Genomic DNA, 17,204 nt, shown 5'->3' with positions numbered 1-17,204 from the left:
ATTCAAACATTTAGAGCGTGGCAAACGCCAAAACCGCTTACACTTTTGGCTGCCACGCTCTAGCGACGGGCCTCGGTGGCCATGCGCACGGCCAGGCCGCCCAGCACCGAGGCCATCAGCCAGCGCTGGATCAGGGCGAAGCTGGGACGGGTCGCCAGGAAGCCGGCGATGGTCCCGGCGGCCAGACAGATGGCGCCGTTGACGCTGAGGCTGACGACGATCTGGGTCAGGCCCAGGGCCAGCGACTGGGTGAAGACGTCGCCGTGCTCGGGCTTGATGAACTGCGGCAGCAGCGACAGGTACAGCATCGCCGCCTTGGGGTTCAGCATGTTGGTCACGAAGCCCATGGTGATCAGCTTGGCCGGGCTGTCCTTGGGCAGTTCGCGGACCTGGAAGGGCGAGGCGCCGCCCGGCTTGATCGCCTGCCAGGCCAGCCACGCCAGATACAGCGCGCCGCCGAACCGCAGGACGTCATAGGCGATCGGCGCGGCCATCAAGAGGGCGGTGATGCCCAGCGCCGCGCAGAACAGATAGACGATGAAGCCCGCCGCCGTGCCGATCAGCGACACGATCCCGGCCCAGCGTCCCTGGCAGATCGAGCGGCTGACCAGATACAGCATGTTCGGCCCCGGCGTCAGGGCCATGCCCAGGCACACCAGGGCGAAGGCGATCCAGGTCTTGGCGTCGGGCATGGTCGGGCTCCGTTGAGGAAAGAAGCTCTAGCATGGGGAGGGGCGCGACCGGTGCGGTATTCTTGCGACTGGATCGCAAGAAAGCTAAGACCAGCTCGCCTGCCGTGACCTTGATCAAGGAAGCCCTCGGCGGGGCGCCCTAAGCCGGGCTCGCCAAGGAGCGCTCCGATGATGCTGCAGATTCCGCAAGTCCTGACCAAGGCCCAGGTGGCCGAGTGCCGCGCGATCCTGGACGCTGGTCCCTGGGTGGACGGCAATCTGACCTCGGGTCCGCAGGCGGCGCTGGCCAAGCTGAACCAGCAGCTGCCGCAGGAGAGCCCCGAAGCGCGCGAGGTCGGGGCGCGGATCGTGCGGGCGCTGGAAGCCAATCCGCTGTTCATGTCGGCGGCCCTGCCGCACGTCATCCTGCCGCCGATGTTCAACCGCTATGGCGAGGGCATGGGCTTCGCCGACCATGTCGACAACGCCATCCGCCGCGATCCGGTCACCGGCCGCCGCCTGCGCACCGACCTGTCGGCGACCTTGTTCCTGGCCGAGCCCGAGGACTATGACGGCGGCGAGCTGGTGGTGAACGACCTCTATGGCGAGCACGTCGTCAAGCTGGGGGCAGGGGACATGATCCTGTATCCCAGCACCAGCCTGCACCACGTCACGCCGGTGACCCGCGGGGCCCGCGTCGCCAGCTTCTTCTGGATGCAGAGCCTGGTGCGCGACGACGCCAAGCGGACCCTGCTGCTGGACATGGACGCGGCCATCCAGCACCTGTCTCAGAAGCTGTCGGCCGACGAGCAGGGCGTGCTGTCGCTGACCGCCGTCTATCACAACCTGCTGCGCCAATGGGCCGAGATCTAGGGCGCGACCCGAATACCGAGATCGGGTTGCGGGAACCACCATTCGTAGAACAACGATACGTCCGCGAACCATAAGTTTACGGTTGCGTTGCACGATCCGTCCAACTTGGCGGAGACCGAATGCTCGACGCGTCGCCCATAGTTGAGACCCGCAGCGCCTCCTCGCCCCTCGGCGAGGAAGAGGCCGCGCGCTGGTTCTTCGACAACGCCAGCGACCTGTTCACCGTGGTCTCGCCCGACGGCCGCTTCGTCTCGGTCAACGCCGCCTGGACCGCCCTGACCGGCTGGACGCGGGAGGAGCTGATCGGTCAGCCGACCGTGAAGTTCGCCCATCCCGACAGCCAGGCCGAGCTGATCGACTCCGCCCGGCGGATGCGCGAGAGCGGCGCGGTCATCAACGAGCTGCGCATCCGCTGCAAGGACGGCGGCTGGGTCTGGGTGCAGGGCCGTTCGCGCCTGGGGCCCAATGGCGAGATGATCGGCCTGATGCACGACATCTCCGGCGAGGTGAACGCCCGCGCCGAACTGGCGGCCGCGCGGCGGACGCGGACCCTTCTGGCCGAGGCCGCCGGGGTCGGGGTCTGGAGCTATGACCCGGACGCGGGCCGGATCGAATGGTCGCCCGACGCCCTGGTTGCCGTCGGCATCTCGCCGGCCGCCGTCGCCACGCCCGAACTGTTCCTGGCCCGCCTGGCCGATGACCAGCGCGACGAGACCAACGCCGCCTTCCACAAGTCGGTGACAACCGGCGCAGGCGGCACGTTGGAATACCGGGTGCGCAGCGACGATGGCCGTTGGCACACCTTCCGCAGCACGTTCCATACCGAGCCGCGACCGTCGGGCCGCTTCGCCCTGAAGGGCATCTCGCAGAACATCACCGACATGGCCCGCAGCCGCGACAAGGCGATCTGGAGCGAGCGTCGGGCGCGCCGCCTGATCGAAGACGCGCCGTTCGCCGTGGCGGTCTACGACATGGACCTGCGCCTGCGCCTGGTCAGCCCGCGGTTCCTGGAGATCTTCAAGTCGACCGAAGGCCAGGTGATCGGCAAGACCCTGTCGGAACTGACCCAGGACGGTCGCCGCCGGTTCGTCTCGGCGGTCAGCCGGGCTCTCGCCGGCGAGGTCGTCACCCGGCGCGAGGATCGCCTGCATGACGCCGAGGGCGTCGAGCACACCCTGCGCTGGGAAGCGCGTCCCTGGCGTGACGGCAGCGGCGAGATCGTTGGCGTCATCACCTACATGGACGACATCACCGCCCTGACGGCGGCGCGGCGCGAGGCGCGCATCAACGCCCGACGCCTGAAGGTCGCTCTCGCTGCGGCCGGGGCCGGGGTCTACGAGATCGACCACCAGACTCGCAGCTTCTGGGGTTCGCCCAAGTTCCACCGCATCCTGGGCCGGCAGATCGTCTACGAGGACGTCCGCGAGGCGGTCTGGCCGATGATCCATCCCGAGGATCGCGAACGGCTCTATGCCGCCGCCGCCGCGAACCGGCGCATCGGTCGCTGGGGCGGCCACGAATACGATGTGAGGCTGGTGACCCCCGACGGCGAGGTGCGCTGGATTCGCGTCTTCCACGACGTGCGCCGCGACGACGCCGGCAAGGCCCGAAAAGCGGTCGGCCTAGTGCTGGACATCGACGAGCGCAAGAAGGCCGAACTGGCCCTGGTCGCCGCCGAGCGCGCGGCCCAGGCGGCCAACGAGGCCAAGGCCCAGTTCCTGGCCAACATGTCCCACGAGATCCGCACCCCGATGAACGGCGTGCTGGGCGTCATGCACGTGCTGAAGCGGGAACTGCCGGCGGGCGACAGCGCCAAGCTGCTGGGCGAGGCCCTGGCTGCCGGCCAGATGCTGTCGACGCTGCTCGACGACGTCATCGACATCTCGCGCATCGAGGCGGGGCGGCTGGAACTGGCCTGCGAGGCCGTCGACCCGCGCGAACTGGTGCGCAGCGTCGCGCGGCTGCTGGCCGGCCAGGCGGCGCACAAGGGGCTGCGGCTGGAGCTGGACCTCGCCGACGACCTGGGCTGGGTGCAGACCGATCCGACCCGCGTGCGCCAGGCGCTGTTCAACCTGATCGGCAACGCTGTGAAGTTCACCCTGCAGGGCGCGGTCACCGTACGAGCGCGGCGGGTTCTGGGGACGTCCTATTACGGCGACCCTGAGGCGAAGCTGGTGTTCGACGTCACCGACACCGGCGTCGGGGTGCCGATCGAGGCCCAGACGCGGCTCTTCGAACGCTTCCAGCAGGCCGACGCCAGCACGACGCGTCGGTTCGGTGGCTCTGGTCTGGGCCTGGCCATCAGCCGCAAGCTGGCCGAGATGCTGGGCGGCGACATCACCTTCTTCTCGACCCCGGGCGAGGGATCGACCTTCACCCTGACCATCGCCGCGCCGGCCGCCCAGGCGCCGGGCGCGACCGAAGCCGAGGCCGACGACATCCTGGCGGGGGTGAAGGTGCTGGTGGTCGAGGACAATCCGACCAACCAGCTGGTGGCCTGCCGCATCCTGCAGCAGCTGGGCGCGGTGGTCAGCGTCGCCGACGACGGCGCGACCGGCGTTGAGGCGGTGCGCGACGGTGGCTTCGACCTGATCCTGATGGACGTGCAGATGCCCGGCATGGACGGGCTGGAGGCGTCGCGCCGCATCCGGTCCCTGGCGGGCGTGGCTGCGACCACGCCGATCATCGCCCTGACCGCCAATGTCATGGCCCATCAGCGGGCCGCCTATCGCGCCGCCGGCATGGACGGCGTGGTGGCCAAGCCGATCTCGCCCGCCGCCCTGGTGGCCGAAATCCTACGGCTGTCGAGCGCCGAGACCGAACCCGGCGCGCGCGGCGCCGTCGCCTAGCTGGCCGAGGGCAGCACCTCGACGGTCACCGCCGCCTGGGTCAGGGCCTGGACCAGGGTCGGGTCGACCGCGTGGGTGATCAGCAGCACGATCTGACGCCCCTCGCGGGCCAGCTGCACCAGCTGTTCGGGACTGGTCGCGGCCGGGTCCAGCCGTTCGACGTCGCGGCGGGCCATCTTCACGACCTCCGGATCGGCGTCGGCGTCCAGCACCAGGGCGTCGGCCGCGCCCAGGGCCCGGACGGCGCGCAGGGTCAGGAGATCGGCGGGACCCTTGCCGGCCACGAACCGCACCACGCCCTTACGGGCCGAACCGCGGCTCAAGGCCTCGCGGAACAGCTGGCCGGCCTTGTCCATGTCGCCGGCCCGAGCGGCCTCGGCGGCCTCGCCCATTACTGCGTCTCGCAGGAAGGCCCGGCGCTCGTGCAGGGCGGGCAGGGCGCCGCGCACTTCGGTCTGGAACTTCTGCAGCAGGGCCGCGACCCGGCCGGTGCCTTCGGGCACCTGAACCTCGATGTCGTTGCGCAGCATGGTCGCCAGCACGGGCGACGCGCCGCCGGTGCCGACCGCCGCCACCACCTCGCCGCGATCGATCACGGCCGGGGTGGTGAAGTCGCACAGGTCGGGTCGGTCGACGACATTGACCAGCACCCGCGCGGCGCGGGCGGCGCTGGCGGCGGCCTGCACGAACACCTCGTCGGGACTGGCTACGAAGGCCAGGGTCGCGCCGGTGTACGAGCCGGGCAGATAGGCGTCGTGGCCCTCCAGCCGGATCAGGGTCGCGGGCGAGCCGTCGAACAGCCGGGCCTTGGCCTCGGCCGCCTCGCCGACGCCGGCGATCACCACCTTGCGGCCGTCCAGGGGGAAATAGGCGGGGAAGGAATTCAACGCTTGTCCTCGGAACCAAGCATTTTTCGAGCGAAGTGGTCCCGGTTCGCGTGAAGAAAAATGCGTCAAAATAAAAGACTAGAGCTCGCGGCCTGACACAGTCAGGTCGCGAAACGCTCTACTGCGAGCGGCAATCTTGATAGGGGCCGCCGGGGAAGCCCTTGAGCATGGCGTCCGCGCCCTTGCTCCAGATCTCGGCGTCGCCGGCCGTGTAGCGGGCGCCCGAGGCCGAGCGAGCCAGCTTCAGGGTCTTGGTCGCGCCGCCGGCCGTGACCACCACGCGCTTGCCATGCAGGGCGTAGGCCGCGGTGAAGCGCTTGCCGGCCTTGCAGCTGTAGCGGATCGGAGCGTCTGTCGAGTCCATCGGGGCGACCGTGGCGCAGCCGGCCAGGAAAAGGGCCAGGCCGGAGAGGGGAAGGAGAAGGCGGCGCAAGTCGGAGACCTCCAGGCTGTGCGAGGCCTGGAGCATAACGGGTTTCGTCCCCGGCGCGCCAGGGAAGCGATCGGCCGTTCCCGCGCGTTCTGTCTCCAGATCGCTCTGGCCAAGCCGGATGTGAACAGTGTTATCATTCTCCGGAACGCTCGCTGGGAGGCGAAGAGCATGGCCGTGACGCTCGACATCAATGGCAAGCCCGTGGCCGTACAGGCCAGCCCGGACACCCCGCTGCTCTGGGTTCTGCGCGATGAACTGGGCTTGACGGGCACCAAGTTCGGCTGCGGTCTGGCCCAATGCGGGGCCTGCACGGTGCATGTCGACGGCGAGCCGAGACGCTCCTGCGTGACGCCGATCGAGGCGGTCGGGTCGGCCAAGATCACCACCATCGAGGGTCTGGGCGGCAGCCATCCGGTGCAACAGGCCTGGGTGCGCCACGACGTTCCCCAATGCGGGTACTGCCAGTCGGGCCAGATCATGTCGGCGGTCGCCCTGCTGGAACGCCAGGCCAAGCCCTCCGACGCGGACATCGACAGCGCCATGTCCGGCAACATCTGTCGCTGCGGCGCCTATCAGCGGATCCGGGCGGCGATCAAGGACGCGGCCGACACCGGTCCGCCGCGCGGCGAGCCCCATGCCGATATCGACGCAGCCATCGTCGCCGGTTCGGGCTCGACCCAGCGCGGAGCCGGCCAATGAACGCGCCCTTTAAGCAACCCAGCCGCCGCGACGTCGTCGTCGCCTCGGCCCTGGTCGGCGGGGCGCTGGTGGTCGGCTGTTCGCCCGCCGACCTGATGAGCGCCGGCTCGGACATCGAGGTCGGGGCCTTCGGACCATTCATCCGCATCGCGCAGGACGGCGTGGTGACGGTGATCAACAAGCACCAGGAGATGGGCCAGGGCAATCACGCGGGCCTGGCGGCCATCGTCGCCGAGGAACTGGACGCCGATTGGACGCGGGTGCTGGTCGAGCACGCGCCCGCCAACGCCAAGCTCTATGGCAACGCCACGGCCGGGGCCCAGCTGACCGGGGGCTCGTCGGCGATCTCCAACTCGTGGGACCAGCTGCGCAAGGCCGGCGCCGGCGCGCGGGCGATGTTCGTCCAGGCCGCCGCCAACCGCTGGAACGTCGCGGTCGGCGAGATCACCGTGAAGGACAGCGTCGTCAGCCACACCTCTGGCAAGAGCGCGACCTTCAGCGAGCTGCTGGCCGACGCCGCCAAGGTTCCCGCCCCGACCGACGTCAGGCTGAAGGACCCCAAGACCTTCACCCTGATCGGCACCGACCGCGTGCGCCGCAAGGACGCCCAGGCCAAGAGCGACGGCACCGCTCGCTACACCCAGGACGTCCGTCTGCCCGACATGCTGACGGCGGTGGTCGCCCACGCCCCGCGGTTCGGGGCCAAGGTCAAAAGCTTCGACGCCGCCGAGGCCAAGAAGGTCGCCGGCGTGGTCGACGTGTTCGAGATCCCGACCGGCATCGCCGTCGTGGCCCAGAACACCTATGCCGCCCGCATGGGCCGTGAGGCGCTGAGCGTCGAGTGGGACGAGGACAAGGCCGAAAAGCGCGGCTCGCCCGCCATCGCCCAGCTGTTCAACGACATCGCGGCCGGCAAGAACACCGAGACCAAGTGGGAGGCCTTCGACCAGCGCGGCGATGCGACCGGGCTGGACACGGCGACCGGCAAGGACGTCTTCGAGGCGACCTACGAGTTCCCCTACCTGGCCCATGCCACCATGGAGCCGATGAACTGCGTGGCCTCGGTGGACGGCAACAAGGTCAAGCTTGTTTTCGGGTCTCAGGGCCAGACGCTGGACCAGCTTAACGCCGCCAAGATCGTTGGCTGCCTGCCGGGTTCGGTCGAGATCGAGACCCTGTTCGCCGGCGGCTCGTTCGGCCGGCGCGCCAACTTCCAGTCCGACTACGCGTCCGAATGCGTCCACATCGCCAAGAAGGTCGGCAAGGGCCGGCCGGTGAAACTGGTCTGGACGCGCGAGGACGACATGCAGGCCGGCTACTTCCGGCCGCTGACCGTACACGCCCTGAAGGTGCGGTTGGACAAGGACGGCTATCCGGCCGCCTGGCGTCACCGCATCGTCACCCAGTCGATCATGAAGGGCTCGCCGATGCCCTCGAAGGGACCCGACCAGACCGCGATCGAGGGCACGGCCGGCTCGCCCTATCTGAAGGCCACGCCCGTGGTCGACGCCCAGCTGGCCCTGCCCGAGGTGGGCGTGCCGGTTCTGTGGTGGCGGTCGGTGGGCGCGACCCACACCGCCTTCGTGATGGAGCACACCATCGACCAGCTGGCCCTGAAGGCCGGTCAGGATCCGATCGAGTACCGCCGGGCGCTGTACAAGAAGGCCGGCGCCGACCGGCACCTGGCCGTGCTGGACCTGGCCGTCGAGAAAGCCGGTCCCAGCGCTACGGCCGGCTGGACCCGCGGCGTGGCGGTGCACGAGAGCTTCGGCTCGGTCGTCGCCCAGGTGGCTGAGGTCAAGCTGGAGAACGGCGCGCCGCGCGTGGGCCGGGTGGTCACCGCCATCGACTGCGGCGTGGCTGTCTCGCCCGACCAGATCGCCGCCCAGATGGAAGGCGGGACCTGCTACGGCCTGTCGGGCTTCATGTTCGGCGAGGTGACCCTGACCGACGGCAAGGTCGATCAGAGCAACTTCGACACCTATCGCGTGCTGCGCATCAACGAGGCCCCGACCGTCGAGACCCACATCCTGCCGTCGGGCAATCCGCCCAGCGGCGTGGGTGAGCCGGGCACGCCGGTGATCGGCCCGGCGGTGGCCAATGCGCTACTGGCCCTGAACAAGACCGCGACCACCCGCCTGCCGTTTGTCCGGGCCTAGAGCCTGTCCGTTTCTGATGGAAACATCAGAAACGGATAAACAGGCTCTAATTCAAACATTTAGAGCGTGGCAAACGCCAAAACCGCTTACACTTTTGGCTGCCACGCTCTAGGCGGGCCCCCGCGTCTCAAAAGGTTCTCGCGTGACGTGCTGGACGCGGCGCGCGTGGCCAAGCATGCTCGCGCCATGGTCGATCGCACTACGGCTTTCGAGAAGCTCACGCCGCGTGAACGCGAGATTCTGCGGCTGATCGCGGCGCATCTGCAGTCAAAGGAGATCGCCAGAGCGCTGGGCCTGTCTCCGAAAACTGTCGAGATGCACGTGCTCAGCGCGCGCCGGCGCCTGGCCGGAATGAGCCGTCGCGACGCGGCCCTGGCCTTCGTGGCCTGGGAAGGCGGGGACCCCGGTAATGACTACCGTAGGCGACCAGACGATCTGGCCCAGCTTGAGGCGGCGCCGCTTGCTGAGAGCGAGATCGGAGCCGGCCATGAGCGAGACCCTGACGACACCACCGCATACGGGCCCGGCCTTCTTCGTGGCCAGCTGGGGCGCGCTGGAGGAGGGTTTGACCATGCTGGCGGGGACCCCCGAGCGTGGAGCCCTGGTGCCGGAAGCGGTGTCGGCCTTGCGCAAGGCCCAGGCCTCTGGCGAGCCGCCGTCCAAGACCTTGTTGCGGGTGCTGGCGGCGACGGCCTTCCTGACCGACGATCGACCGCTGGGAGGCGGGATTGGCGCCATGAGCTGAATCCCCTCCAGTGGCTGGGCATGGTGCTGGCCATCGCCGCGGCCTCTGCGGTGCTGCTGGCGGTGATCGCCGTGGCCCTGCGCAGCCTGATGCTGACGCTGCAACACCGCGTCTAGCTCGACTTCCCTGTAAGCGTCTCGAACCCAAGACGCGCGGTCCGCACAGCCGCGCGACAGGAACCTTGCGGCATGACCCCATCATGCGTTTCATCTGTCCGGACACCTTCTCCTGCTTCGGGATCGGACCGTGCCTCTGCTGCTGCCCTACGTCCTGTATCTGGTCGCCCTGGCGATCTGCGGGACGGCGATCTGGAAGGGCGACGCGCCGCTGCGCTGGTCGGCGGGCGCGTTCATCATCGGCTGGATGCTGACGCCGGCGGTGTCCAACCTCAGCCGCGGCGACTGGGACATGCCGGTGGCGGTGATCGACACCAATGTCGCGCTGCTGGTCGTCTGGGTGTCGCTGCGCTGGCGACGGTTATGGGCGGCCGTGCTGGGGGCGCTGATGCTGCTGCCGGTCATGGCTCGTGTCATCGCGGTGGTCGATCCGGAGGTGCATCGCTACGGGTTTCTGGCCGCCAACAATGTCCTCGTGCTGTGCCAGATGGCCGTGCTCATCGTCGCCGTCAGGGTGACGCTGCGCGACCGGAGGCGGGCCAATGAAGAAGTTTGGTCATGACGTCGAGCCGGCCGACGACCTGGAAATGGCCGAGTTCCGCCGCGGCTTCGCGCGGGTGGGCGACGATCACAAGCGGATCCTGGCAGCCCTGATGACCCGGCTGATGGCGCTGGAGGAACGCGGCGACACCGATGCGGCGCTGTCCCTGGTCGACCAGGTACGCCGCGTGCTGGTCGCCAAGCCCGCGCCGCTGCACTAGAGCCGCGCGAGATCCTCGGGCCGATCAACGTCCAGCAAGACGCCGGGGTCGGCGACGGCGACCAGCGTCAGCCGGTCGCTAGCATTCCTCAGGAGGACGCGGGCGCCCTCGTCGCCGGACAACGCCCGCAAGGCCGGCAGCCAGGCCGCGCCGAACAGCACCGGATGCCCGCGCTGGCCGTCGAAGACGGGGGCGACGATGTGGTCGGGCGCGTCCAGCGCATCGGCCAGCGCCGCCGCCGTGGCCGGGTCGATGGCCGGCATGTCGCCCAGGAACACGAAGACGCCGGCGGTGTCGTCCGCAACCCGCGCCGCCGCCGTCCGCAGCGAGGCGCCCATGCCCTCGGCCGAGTCGGGGACCGGGACCAGCACCAGGCGTTCGGACACGCTGGCGACGGCCTCATGCAGCGCCGGATCATCGCCGACCGCCACCAGGACCTGGCGCACCGGCGCGGCCAGGGCCGTGCGTAGCGCGCCGGCGACCAGCGGCCGACCGTTGAGCGGGGCCAGCAGCTTGCCGCCACCGAAACGGGCGCCGCGCCCCGCCGCCAGCACGATGGCGTCCAATGCTCCGGTATCGCTTTGCGTCATGGGCCCCAGCGCCTATTCTTGATCCTGGACATGACGCCCTATGACGACAGCCCCGCGCAAGCGGTCCGCACGGAGCCCCGCCTGATCGACGGGTTCGGCCGCGCCGTAACCTATCTGCGGGTTTCGGTCACCGATCGTTGCGACCTGCGCTGTGTCTACTGCATGGCCGAGCACATGACCTTCCTGCCCAAGGCGGAAGTGCTGACGCTGGAGGAGCTGGACCGCCTGGCGTCGACCTTTGTGGGCCTGGGCGTGCGCAAGCTGCGGCTGACCGGCGGCGAGCCGCTGGTGCGCAAGGGCTTCATGCAACTGGTCGCCAGCCTGTCGCGCCACCTGCGGACGGGGGCGCTGGACGAGCTGACCCTGACCACCAACGGCACCCAGCTGGCGCAGCACGCCGCCGAGCTGGCCCGGCACGGCGTGCGGCGGGTCAATGTCTCGCTGGATACGCTGAAGCCCGATCTCTTCCGCAAGCTGACCCGGGGCGGCAACCTAGCCCAGGTGATCGCCGGCGTTGATGCCGCCCTGGCCGCAGGCATCGCCATCAAGATCAACGCCGTCGCCCTGAAGGACGACAACGCCGCCGAGCTTCCGGACCTGATCGCCTGGGCCCACGCGCGCGGCTGCGACATGACCCTGATCGAGACCATGCCCCTGGGCGAGGTCGAGCAGGACCGCACCGACCAGTTTCTGTCGCTGAAGGACGTGCGCCGTACGCTGTCGTCGTTCTGGACCCTGGACGACATCCATCACGCGACCGGCGGCCCGGCCCGCTACACGCGCGTGGCCGAGACGGGCGGACGGCTGGGCTTCATCACCCCCCTCAGCAACCACTTCTGCGACACCTGCAACCGGGTGCGGCTGACCTGCACCGGTACGCTGCACACCTGCCTGGGCCGCGACGACGCCAGCGACCTGCGGGCCGTGCTGCGGTCGGGCGCCAACGACGGCGAGTTGCGCCAGGCGATCTTCACGGCGATCGGGTCCAAGCCGCAGGGCCACGACTTCCAGATCGCCGCCGCTCGCCCCGCCGTGGCCCGCCATATGTCGACGACCGGAGGCTAGATGGCGCGGGTGCTGCTGTTCGGACGCCTGGCCGACCAGGCCGGCTGGCGCGAGCGCAACGTCGAGGCCGCAGATCTCGCGGGCCTGCGTGGCGTCCTGACGGCCGATGACGCCGCGCTGGGCGAGGCCCTGGCCGGTCCCGGCGTGCAGATCGCCGTCGACAAGGTGCTGGTGCGCGGCGAGGCGGTTCTGGCCGTCCACACCGAAGTCGCCTTCCTGCCGCCGATGAGCGGCGGATGACCGTCACCCTCACCAGCGAGCCCTTCGAGCCCGGCGCGCTGGTCACCGCCTTCTGCGCGGACCGCCAGGAGACCGGCGCGGTCGCCACCTTCGTCGGCCTGGCGCGTGCCGAGCAAGGCGCGGCGGCGGCCCTGGAACTGGAGGCCTATCCCGGCTTTACCGACACGGCGATCGGCGAGATCGCCGCGTCGGCGATCGAGCGGTTCAAGCTCCACGACGTCAAGATCGTCCATCGCACCGGTCGCATCGCGCCGGGCGAGGCCATCGTCTTCGTGGCTACGGCCGCCGGCCATCGCCGCGAGGCCTTCGAGGCCTGCGACTTCCTGATGGACTATCTCAAGAGCCGCGCGCCCTTCTGGAAGAAGGAGCACGGTCCGGACGGCGCGCGCTGGATCGAGCCGACGGACCGCGATAGGACCGACGCCGAACGCTGGGACTAGGAGTACGCGAATGTCGGAAGGCCTGAAGCCGGGTGGCGGGATCAAGCCGGAACTGCCGTTCAAGCCGGTGCGCATCGCCGTGCTGACCGTCTCCGACACCCGCGACGAGAGCACCGACACCTCGGGCCAGATCCTGATCGACCGGGTCCGCGACGCCGGCCACGCGTTCGCTGGCCGGGCGGTGGTGCGCGACGATGTCGAGCTAGTGCGGGCTCAGGTCCGCGACTGGATCGACAGCAAGGCCGTCGACGCCATCGTCACCACCGGCGGCACCGGCCTGACCGGCCGCGACGTGACGGTCCAGGCGCTGCAGCCGCTGTTCGACAAGACCATCGACGGCTTCTCGGTGATCTTCCACCTGGTCAGCTACGCCACGGTCGGCCTCTCGACCCTGCAGTCGCGGGCCACGGCCGGGATCATCGACGGCGTCTTCGTCTTCTGCCTGCCGGGCAGCAATGGCGCGGTGAAGGACGGCTGGGACAAGGTCATCGCCGCCCAGCTGGATAGCCGCCACAAGCCCTGCAACATGGTCGAGCTGATGCCCCGACTTCTTGAGCAATAGGGCTTCTGGAACAGTGAGCAAGCTGACCCACATCGATAGCGAGGGCCGAGCTCGCATGGTCGACGTCTCCGACAAGCCGGCGACGGCGCGTGAGGCGGTGGCCACCGGCTTCGTGCGGATGAGCGCCGAGACCCTGGCGCTCGCGGCGTCGGGCGAGGGCCGTAAGGGCGACGTCCGCGCCGTAGCCGAGCTGGCCGGGATCATGGCGGCGAAGAAGACCTCGGACCTGATCCCGCTGTGCCATCCGCTGGCGCTGTCGAAGGTGGTCGTCGAGGTCGAGCCGGCCGAGGGCGGCCTGACCGTCACCGCACGGGTCAAGACCACCGGCCCCACAGGCGTCGAGATGGAGGCCCTGACGGCGGCCTCGGTGGCCTGCCTGACGATCTACGACATGCTGAAAGCCGCCGAGAAGGGCATGGTCATCGAGACCGTGCGCCTCCTGGAAAAGACCGGCGGCAAGTCGGGGGACTGGGTCGCCTAGCGCGGGATCTCCGCCGTCTTCACCAGGGCCACCTGCCGGTAGACCGCGGCGATCTCGAAGTAGCGGCCGAAGGCGGCGTGGAACTGGTCGACGGCCTGCTTCACGCCGGGGCCGCCGATCTCGCTGATGTCGTGCCAGTAGTCGTCCAACACCATCATGCCGCCCACGCTGAGCAGGCTGGCGCAGAAGCAGAGATCGATCAGCACCGCCAGGGCGGTATGGCTGCCGTCGACATAGATCAGGTCGAACTGCTCGTTGCGCTCCAGCATCTGGGGCAGGACGTAGGTCGAGAAACCCTTGTGGGTGTCCAGGCTCTTGAAGCCGCACTTGGCCATGTTGCGTTGGAAGCGCGGCTCGACGGCGTGGTACTTCTCTTCCGGGTTCAGGGCCTCGTCGAACCAGGGGTCGATGACCGTGACGGCCAGGCGATTGGGCAGCAGCCAGTCCATGAAGGCCAGGTTGCGGCCCTCATAGGCGCCGATCTCCATGTAGCGGATCGTCTCGCCGGCCGGACGCTTGGCGGCGAAGTCGCGCAGCAGCGGGGCCACGAACGGGATGTTGTTGCTGGCCCAGGTCGAGGTGAACTCGAAACCGGCTTGTTCGGCGTGGGCGTTGAAGGCGTCGACCACGGCGGCGTCGCGCTGGCCGCCCAGCATGGTCTTGGCCAGGGGCGCGGCCAGGCGCGGATTGATCTTGGTGATCGAGCGCAGCTTGGCCAGGCCGGCGCGGTGGGTGACCGTCTCGGCGTCGAAGTGCATGTCGGTCATGGCCGGTCTCCCGCAATCATTGGCGGGGACCGTAAAACAAAGGTCTTAAGCGACGATGATCTGGCCGTCCTGGACCGCGACGGGCCAGGGGAACAGCTTGTCGCCGGGGCAGGGGCCCGCGACGCAGGCCCCGTCCTCGATCTTGAACAGGGCCGCGTGGCCGGCGCACAGGATCAGGTCGTTCTCGCGGGTCAGATAGCGTCCGGCGAACCCCGCCAGCGGCCAGCCGGCATGCGGGCAGCTGTCGACATAGCCGACCACGACGTCGTCCTTGCGGACCACGAAGCCGGCGAACATTGCGTCGCCCTCGCGCCAGCGGAAGCCCTTCGAGCCAGGCGAGGCGATCTCGTCCAGCGCGCAGAGCACCGTGCCCGGCGCGGGGCGGGCGGGGTTGTCCGGGTCGGTTCTCAAGTCAGCCGGTGATCGAGCCGACGCCGACGCGCCAGCCGTCGATGGCGACGCTCTCGAACAGGCCGGCCTTGGTGTAGGGGTCGTTGTCGACCAGGGCCTGCACCGCAGCCTTGTCCTCGGCTTCAAAGATCAGCAGCGAGCCGATCGGCGAGCCGGCGTCGTCCAGCAGCGGGCCGGCGGCCTTCAGGGCGGTCACGCTGTTTAGGTAGTCGAGGTGGGTCGGGCGGGTGGCCATGCGCGTCTCGAGCGCGCCGGGCTTGTCCTTGCAGTAGACGACGAAGAGGGCCATGCGGCGGTCCTTACCTTAAGCTTCGGATTTCAGGGGGCGCGACAGCAGGCCCTGGATGGCGGCGTCGATTTCGACCTCGCCAGCCAGGATGGCGGCCACGGCCTCGCAGATCGGGACCTCGACGCCGACCTTGCGGGCCAGGGCGCGGACGGCCGGCGCCGAGGCGACGCCTTCGGCCACCGAGACCTTGCCGGCCAGGGCCTGTTCCAGGGTCATGCCCTGGCCCAGGGCCAGGCCGACGCTCATGTTGCGCGACTGCGGGCTGGAGCAGGTCAAAACGAGATCGCCCAGGCCGCACAGGCCCGCGACGGTCTCGGGCTTGGCGCCCAGGGTCACAGCCAGGCGGGTCAGTTCGGCGAAGCCGCGGGTGATGACGGTGGCGTGGGCGTTGCGGCCCAGGCCCTTGCCCTCGACGATGCCGCAGGCGATGGCCAGCACGTTCTTGACCGCCCCGCCGGCCTCGGCCCCGATCAGGTCGTTGGCCGTGTAGGGGCGGAAGGTCGGGATGGCGATGGCTTCGGCGATGGCCTTGCCCAGGGCCTCGTCCTCGCAGGCCAGGGTGACGGCGGCGGGCAGGTTGCGGGCCACCTCGCCGGCGAAGCTGGGGCCCGACAGCACCGCGATCGGCGCGCCCGGCAGGGCTTCGGCGGCGACGTCGGTCATCAGCTTCAGCGAGCCCTGCTCGACGCCCTTGGAGCACAGCACGATAGGCGCGCTGGCCTGGTGATGCGGAGCAAAGGCGGTCAGGGCCGCGCGCAGATGCTGAGCCGGCGCGACGGCCAGGATCAGGTCGCACGTGGCGAGGCCGGAGAGTTCGGTGACCGCCTTGATCCCCGGCTCCAGCGCAATGCCAGGCAGGAACACCGCGTTCTCGTGGCGTTCGTTGACCGCTTCCACGACCTCGGGCTCGCGGGCCTGCAGGGTGACTTGAAGGCCGGCGCGGGCGGCGACCTGGGCCAGGGCCGTGCCCCAGGCCCCGGCGCCGATCACGCCCACATGCTTGAAGGTCATGCCTTGGCTCCCTTGCGTCCATAGGCGTTGGCGGGATTGGCCAGCGCCGCGGCTTCGTCCAGCGGCCAGCGTGGACGGGCGACGGCGTCGAGGTCGTCGGAAATCCCTAGGGCCAGGCGCTCGGCTCCGGCCAGGGCGATCATGGCGGCGTTGTCGGTGCAATAGGCCAGCGGCGGGGCGGCGAAGGAAAAGCCGTTCTTCTCGCAGTCGGCCAGCAGGGCCGCCCGCACCGCGCCATTGGCCGCCACGCCGCCGGCGACGACAAAGCGCAGGTCATCGCCTGCGTGGCTTTCCTTGTAGAGCATCATCGCCCTCTGCACCCGCTCGGACAGCTGGCGGGCGATGGCGAACTGAACGCCGGCGGCCAGGTCGCGGCGCTCGTCGTCGGTCGTCAGGGTCTCGGCGATCCGCGCCGCCGCAGTCTTCAGGCCCGAGAACGAGAAGTCGCAATCCTTGCGGCCCAGCAGGGCGCGCGGCAGCTTGTAGCGCTCGGCGTCGCCGCCGACGGCCAGCTTCTCCAGGGCCGGACCGCCCGGATAAGGCAGGCCCAGGCTCTTGGCGATCTTGTCGAAGGCCTCGCCGGCTGCATCGTCGATCGTGGTGCCCAGGCGCTTGCAGGCTCCGACGCCCGAGACTTCCAGCAGTTGGCAGTGTCCGCCCGAGACCAGCAGCAACAGGAACGGATAGGCGATGTCGGCGCCCAGGCGGGCCGAGACCGCGTGGCCTTCCAGGTGATTGACGGCGACAAGGGGCACATTGCGCGCCAGGGCCACGGCCTTGCCGAACGCCAGGCCGACCATCACCCCGCCGACCAGACCGGGACCGGCGGTGGCGGCCACGCCGTCCAGCTCGCCGAACGTCACGCCCGAGGCGCGGACCGCTTCGGCGGCGATGGCGTCGATCGACTCGACATGGGCGCGGGCGGCGATCTCGGGCACCACGCCGCCGAACGGGGCGTGCTTCTCGAACTGGGCGCCGATCACCGAGGACAGCACCGTGACTGTCCCATCCGCATCGCGACGCACGACCGAGGCCGCGGTCTCGTCGCAGCTGGTCTCAAGGCCGAGGATGGTCAGTGTCTTAAGGGGTGTCATCAGTTGCGGGCTTCCCACTGCTCCTGTAGCAGCGAAGAGGAAATTTCATCACCGCAGGTAA

Annotated in this window: 21 protein-coding genes and 2 pseudogenes; 14 read left to right on the top strand and 9 right to left on the bottom strand. The window is 69.4% G+C overall.

What is annotated here, in order from left to right; translation table 11 throughout:
- Window positions 1–59: 59 nt before the first annotated feature.
- Window positions 60–692, bottom strand: a complete 633-nt coding sequence (locus tag ABDW31_RS04290; RefSeq protein WP_343698345.1) for a LysE family translocator — start codon at window positions 690–692, stop codon at window positions 60–62.
- 168 nt (window positions 693–860) lie between these two features.
- On the opposite strand from ABDW31_RS04290, the gene ABDW31_RS04285 reads away from it, so the two are divergent.
- Together ABDW31_RS04285 and ABDW31_RS04280 are read left to right on the top strand one after the other, a co-directional pair.
- Window positions 861–1,544: a Fe2+-dependent dioxygenase gene (locus ABDW31_RS04285; protein WP_343698344.1), complete on the top strand. Its 684-nt coding sequence runs from the start codon at window positions 861–863 to the stop codon at window positions 1,542–1,544.
- A 119-nt stretch (window positions 1,545–1,663) separates the two neighbouring features.
- Window positions 1,664–4,393, top strand: coding sequence for a PAS domain S-box protein (locus ABDW31_RS04280; protein ID WP_343698343.1), 2,730 nt, complete (start codon window positions 1,664–1,666; stop codon window positions 4,391–4,393).
- Here the strand turns inward: ABDW31_RS04280 and ABDW31_RS04275 are convergent.
- On the bottom strand, window positions 4,390–5,280 hold the full coding sequence (locus ABDW31_RS04275; protein WP_343698342.1) for an NAD(P)-dependent oxidoreductase: 891 nt from the start codon (window positions 5,278–5,280) through the stop codon (window positions 4,390–4,392). The genes ABDW31_RS04280 and ABDW31_RS04275 overlap by 4 nt on opposite strands.
- 118 nt (window positions 5,281–5,398) lie before the next feature.
- Complete coding sequence (locus ABDW31_RS04270) at window positions 5,399–5,749, bottom strand: MliC family protein (RefSeq protein WP_343698341.1); 351 nt, start codon at window positions 5,747–5,749, stop codon at window positions 5,399–5,401.
- A 132-nt stretch (window positions 5,750–5,881) separates the two neighbouring features.
- Between ABDW31_RS04270 and ABDW31_RS04265 the strand changes: the two genes are divergently transcribed.
- The 7 genes and pseudogenes from ABDW31_RS04265 to ABDW31_RS04235 all read left to right on the top strand — a co-directional run bounded on the left by ABDW31_RS04265 (window position 5,882) and on the right by ABDW31_RS04235 (window position 10,193).
- Window positions 5,882–6,412, top strand: a complete 531-nt coding sequence (locus ABDW31_RS04265) for a (2Fe-2S)-binding protein (RefSeq protein WP_184714837.1) — start codon at window positions 5,882–5,884, stop codon at window positions 6,410–6,412.
- Window positions 6,409–8,571: a xanthine dehydrogenase family protein molybdopterin-binding subunit gene (locus tag ABDW31_RS04260; protein WP_343698340.1), complete on the top strand. Its 2,163-nt coding sequence runs from the start codon at window positions 6,409–6,411 to the stop codon at window positions 8,569–8,571. The genes ABDW31_RS04265 and ABDW31_RS04260 overlap by 4 nt, the downstream gene beginning before the upstream one ends.
- A gap of 16 nt (window positions 8,572–8,587) precedes the next feature.
- Window positions 8,588–8,680: pseudogene (locus tag ABDW31_RS04255) on the top strand (hypothetical protein); the annotation flags it as partial.
- Between the two features lie 77 nt (window positions 8,681–8,757).
- A pseudogene (locus ABDW31_RS04250) lies at window positions 8,758–8,934 on the top strand (helix-turn-helix transcriptional regulator); the annotation flags it as partial.
- 124 nt (window positions 8,935–9,058) lie between these two features.
- A complete protein-coding gene (locus ABDW31_RS04245) occupies window positions 9,059–9,316 on the top strand; it encodes a hypothetical protein (RefSeq protein WP_343698339.1) in 258 nt (85 codons plus the stop codon).
- Window positions 9,317–9,562: 246 nt separating this feature from the next.
- Complete coding sequence (locus tag ABDW31_RS04240; RefSeq protein WP_184714831.1) at window positions 9,563–9,994, top strand: hypothetical protein; 432 nt, start codon at window positions 9,563–9,565, stop codon at window positions 9,992–9,994.
- Window positions 9,975–10,193, top strand: coding sequence for a hypothetical protein (locus tag ABDW31_RS04235; RefSeq protein ID WP_184714829.1), 219 nt, complete (start codon window positions 9,975–9,977; stop codon window positions 10,191–10,193). The genes ABDW31_RS04240 and ABDW31_RS04235 overlap by 20 nt, the downstream gene beginning before the upstream one ends.
- Here ABDW31_RS04235 and ABDW31_RS04230 read toward each other — a convergent pair.
- Window positions 10,190–10,783: a nucleotidyltransferase family protein gene (locus ABDW31_RS04230; RefSeq protein WP_343698338.1), complete on the bottom strand. Its 594-nt coding sequence runs from the start codon at window positions 10,781–10,783 to the stop codon at window positions 10,190–10,192. The two genes, ABDW31_RS04235 and ABDW31_RS04230, sit on opposite strands and share 4 nt — an antisense overlap.
- Before the next feature lie 30 nt (window positions 10,784–10,813).
- Here ABDW31_RS04230 and moaA point away from each other — a divergent pair, with 30 nt between their 5' ends.
- The 5 genes from moaA to moaC are packed head-to-tail and all read left to right on the top strand — an operon-like array spanning window position 10,814 to window position 13,571.
- Entirely contained in the window at window positions 10,814–11,848 is a 1,035-nt protein-coding gene (gene moaA, locus ABDW31_RS04225; protein WP_184723492.1) for a GTP 3',8-cyclase MoaA, read from the top strand.
- Window positions 11,849–12,088: a MoaD/ThiS family protein gene (locus ABDW31_RS04220; RefSeq protein WP_184714825.1), complete on the top strand. Its 240-nt coding sequence runs from the start codon at window positions 11,849–11,851 to the stop codon at window positions 12,086–12,088.
- Entirely contained in the window at window positions 12,085–12,528 is a 444-nt protein-coding gene (locus ABDW31_RS04215) for a molybdenum cofactor biosynthesis protein MoaE (protein WP_343698337.1), read from the top strand. Before ABDW31_RS04220 ends, ABDW31_RS04215 begins: the two co-directional genes overlap by 4 nt.
- 10 nt (window positions 12,529–12,538) lie before the next feature.
- Window positions 12,539–13,090 carry a molybdenum cofactor biosynthesis protein B gene (gene moaB / locus ABDW31_RS04210; protein ID WP_343698336.1) on the top strand — a complete coding sequence of 184 codons (552 nt, stop codon included), beginning with the start codon at window positions 12,539–12,541 and terminating at the stop codon, window positions 13,088–13,090.
- 13 nt (window positions 13,091–13,103) lie between these two features.
- Window positions 13,104–13,571, top strand: a complete 468-nt coding sequence (gene moaC, locus ABDW31_RS04205; protein ID WP_343698335.1) for a cyclic pyranopterin monophosphate synthase MoaC — start codon at window positions 13,104–13,106, stop codon at window positions 13,569–13,571.
- Here moaC and ABDW31_RS04200 read toward each other — a convergent pair.
- The 5 genes from ABDW31_RS04200 to tsaD are packed head-to-tail and all read right to left on the bottom strand — an operon-like array spanning window position 13,568 to window position 17,143.
- A complete protein-coding gene (locus tag ABDW31_RS04200; protein ID WP_343698334.1) occupies window positions 13,568–14,338 on the bottom strand; it encodes a class I SAM-dependent methyltransferase in 771 nt (256 codons plus the stop codon). The two genes, moaC and ABDW31_RS04200, sit on opposite strands and share 4 nt — an antisense overlap.
- A 45-nt stretch (window positions 14,339–14,383) precedes the next feature.
- Window positions 14,384–14,749 carry a Rieske (2Fe-2S) protein gene (locus ABDW31_RS04195; RefSeq protein ID WP_184714815.1) on the bottom strand — a complete coding sequence of 122 codons (366 nt, stop codon included), beginning with the start codon at window positions 14,747–14,749 and terminating at the stop codon, window positions 14,384–14,386.
- A gap of 1 nt (window position 14,750) precedes the next feature.
- Window positions 14,751–15,038: a YciI family protein gene (locus tag ABDW31_RS04190; protein ID WP_184714813.1), complete on the bottom strand. Its 288-nt coding sequence runs from the start codon at window positions 15,036–15,038 to the stop codon at window positions 14,751–14,753.
- Between the two features lie 15 nt (window positions 15,039–15,053).
- Window positions 15,054–16,049, bottom strand: a complete 996-nt coding sequence (locus ABDW31_RS04185; protein WP_343698333.1) for an NAD(P)H-dependent glycerol-3-phosphate dehydrogenase — start codon at window positions 16,047–16,049, stop codon at window positions 15,054–15,056.
- Window positions 16,046–17,143: a tRNA (adenosine(37)-N6)-threonylcarbamoyltransferase complex transferase subunit TsaD gene (tsaD, locus tag ABDW31_RS04180; RefSeq protein WP_343698332.1), complete on the bottom strand. Its 1,098-nt coding sequence runs from the start codon at window positions 17,141–17,143 to the stop codon at window positions 16,046–16,048. Before tsaD ends, ABDW31_RS04185 begins: the two co-directional genes overlap by 4 nt.
- Window positions 17,144–17,204: the final 61 nt, after the last annotated feature.

This window comes from Caulobacter sp. (genome assembly GCF_039596335.1).
GTDB lineage: Bacteria > Pseudomonadota > Alphaproteobacteria > Caulobacterales > Caulobacteraceae > Caulobacter.
This window is presented reverse-complemented; position numbering and strand designations above follow the sequence as displayed.

What these genes read in the sequence shown, in the direction of transcription:
- ABDW31_RS04190 (WP_184714813.1), bottom strand. Translation starts at nt 15,038, where the DNA reads ATGGCCCTCTTCGTCGTCTACTGCAAGGACAAGCCCGGCGCGCTCGAG.
- tsaD (WP_343698332.1), bottom strand. Translation starts at nt 17,143, where the DNA reads ATGACACCCCTTAAGACACTGACCATCCTCGGCCTTGAGACCAGCTGC.
- moaB (WP_343698336.1), top strand. Translation starts at nt 12,539, where the DNA reads ATGTCGGAAGGCCTGAAGCCGGGTGGCGGGATCAAGCCGGAACTGCCG.
- ABDW31_RS04220 (WP_184714825.1), top strand. Translation starts at nt 11,849, where the DNA reads ATGGCGCGGGTGCTGCTGTTCGGACGCCTGGCCGACCAGGCCGGCTGG.
- ABDW31_RS04260 (WP_343698340.1), top strand. Translation starts at nt 6,409, where the DNA reads ATGAACGCGCCCTTTAAGCAACCCAGCCGCCGCGACGTCGTCGTCGCC.
- ABDW31_RS04230 (WP_343698338.1), bottom strand. Translation starts at nt 10,783, where the DNA reads ATGACGCAAAGCGATACCGGAGCATTGGACGCCATCGTGCTGGCGGCG.
- ABDW31_RS04285 (WP_343698344.1), top strand. Translation starts at nt 861, where the DNA reads ATGATGCTGCAGATTCCGCAAGTCCTGACCAAGGCCCAGGTGGCCGAG.
- ABDW31_RS04215 (WP_343698337.1), top strand. Translation starts at nt 12,085, where the DNA reads ATGACCGTCACCCTCACCAGCGAGCCCTTCGAGCCCGGCGCGCTGGTC.
- ABDW31_RS04280 (WP_343698343.1), top strand. Translation starts at nt 1,664, where the DNA reads ATGCTCGACGCGTCGCCCATAGTTGAGACCCGCAGCGCCTCCTCGCCC.
- moaA (WP_184723492.1), top strand. Translation starts at nt 10,814, where the DNA reads ATGACGCCCTATGACGACAGCCCCGCGCAAGCGGTCCGCACGGAGCCC.
- ABDW31_RS04270 (WP_343698341.1), bottom strand. Translation starts at nt 5,749, where the DNA reads ATGCTCCAGGCCTCGCACAGCCTGGAGGTCTCCGACTTGCGCCGCCTT.
- ABDW31_RS04185 (WP_343698333.1), bottom strand. Translation starts at nt 16,049, where the DNA reads ATGACCTTCAAGCATGTGGGCGTGATCGGCGCCGGGGCCTGGGGCACG.
- ABDW31_RS04265 (WP_184714837.1), top strand. Translation starts at nt 5,882, where the DNA reads ATGGCCGTGACGCTCGACATCAATGGCAAGCCCGTGGCCGTACAGGCC.
- ABDW31_RS04290 (WP_343698345.1), bottom strand. Translation starts at nt 692, where the DNA reads ATGCCCGACGCCAAGACCTGGATCGCCTTCGCCCTGGTGTGCCTGGGC.
- ABDW31_RS04200 (WP_343698334.1), bottom strand. Translation starts at nt 14,338, where the DNA reads ATGACCGACATGCACTTCGACGCCGAGACGGTCACCCACCGCGCCGGC.
- ABDW31_RS04235 (WP_184714829.1), top strand. Translation starts at nt 9,975, where the DNA reads ATGAAGAAGTTTGGTCATGACGTCGAGCCGGCCGACGACCTGGAAATG.
- ABDW31_RS04245 (WP_343698339.1), top strand. Translation starts at nt 9,059, where the DNA reads ATGAGCGAGACCCTGACGACACCACCGCATACGGGCCCGGCCTTCTTC.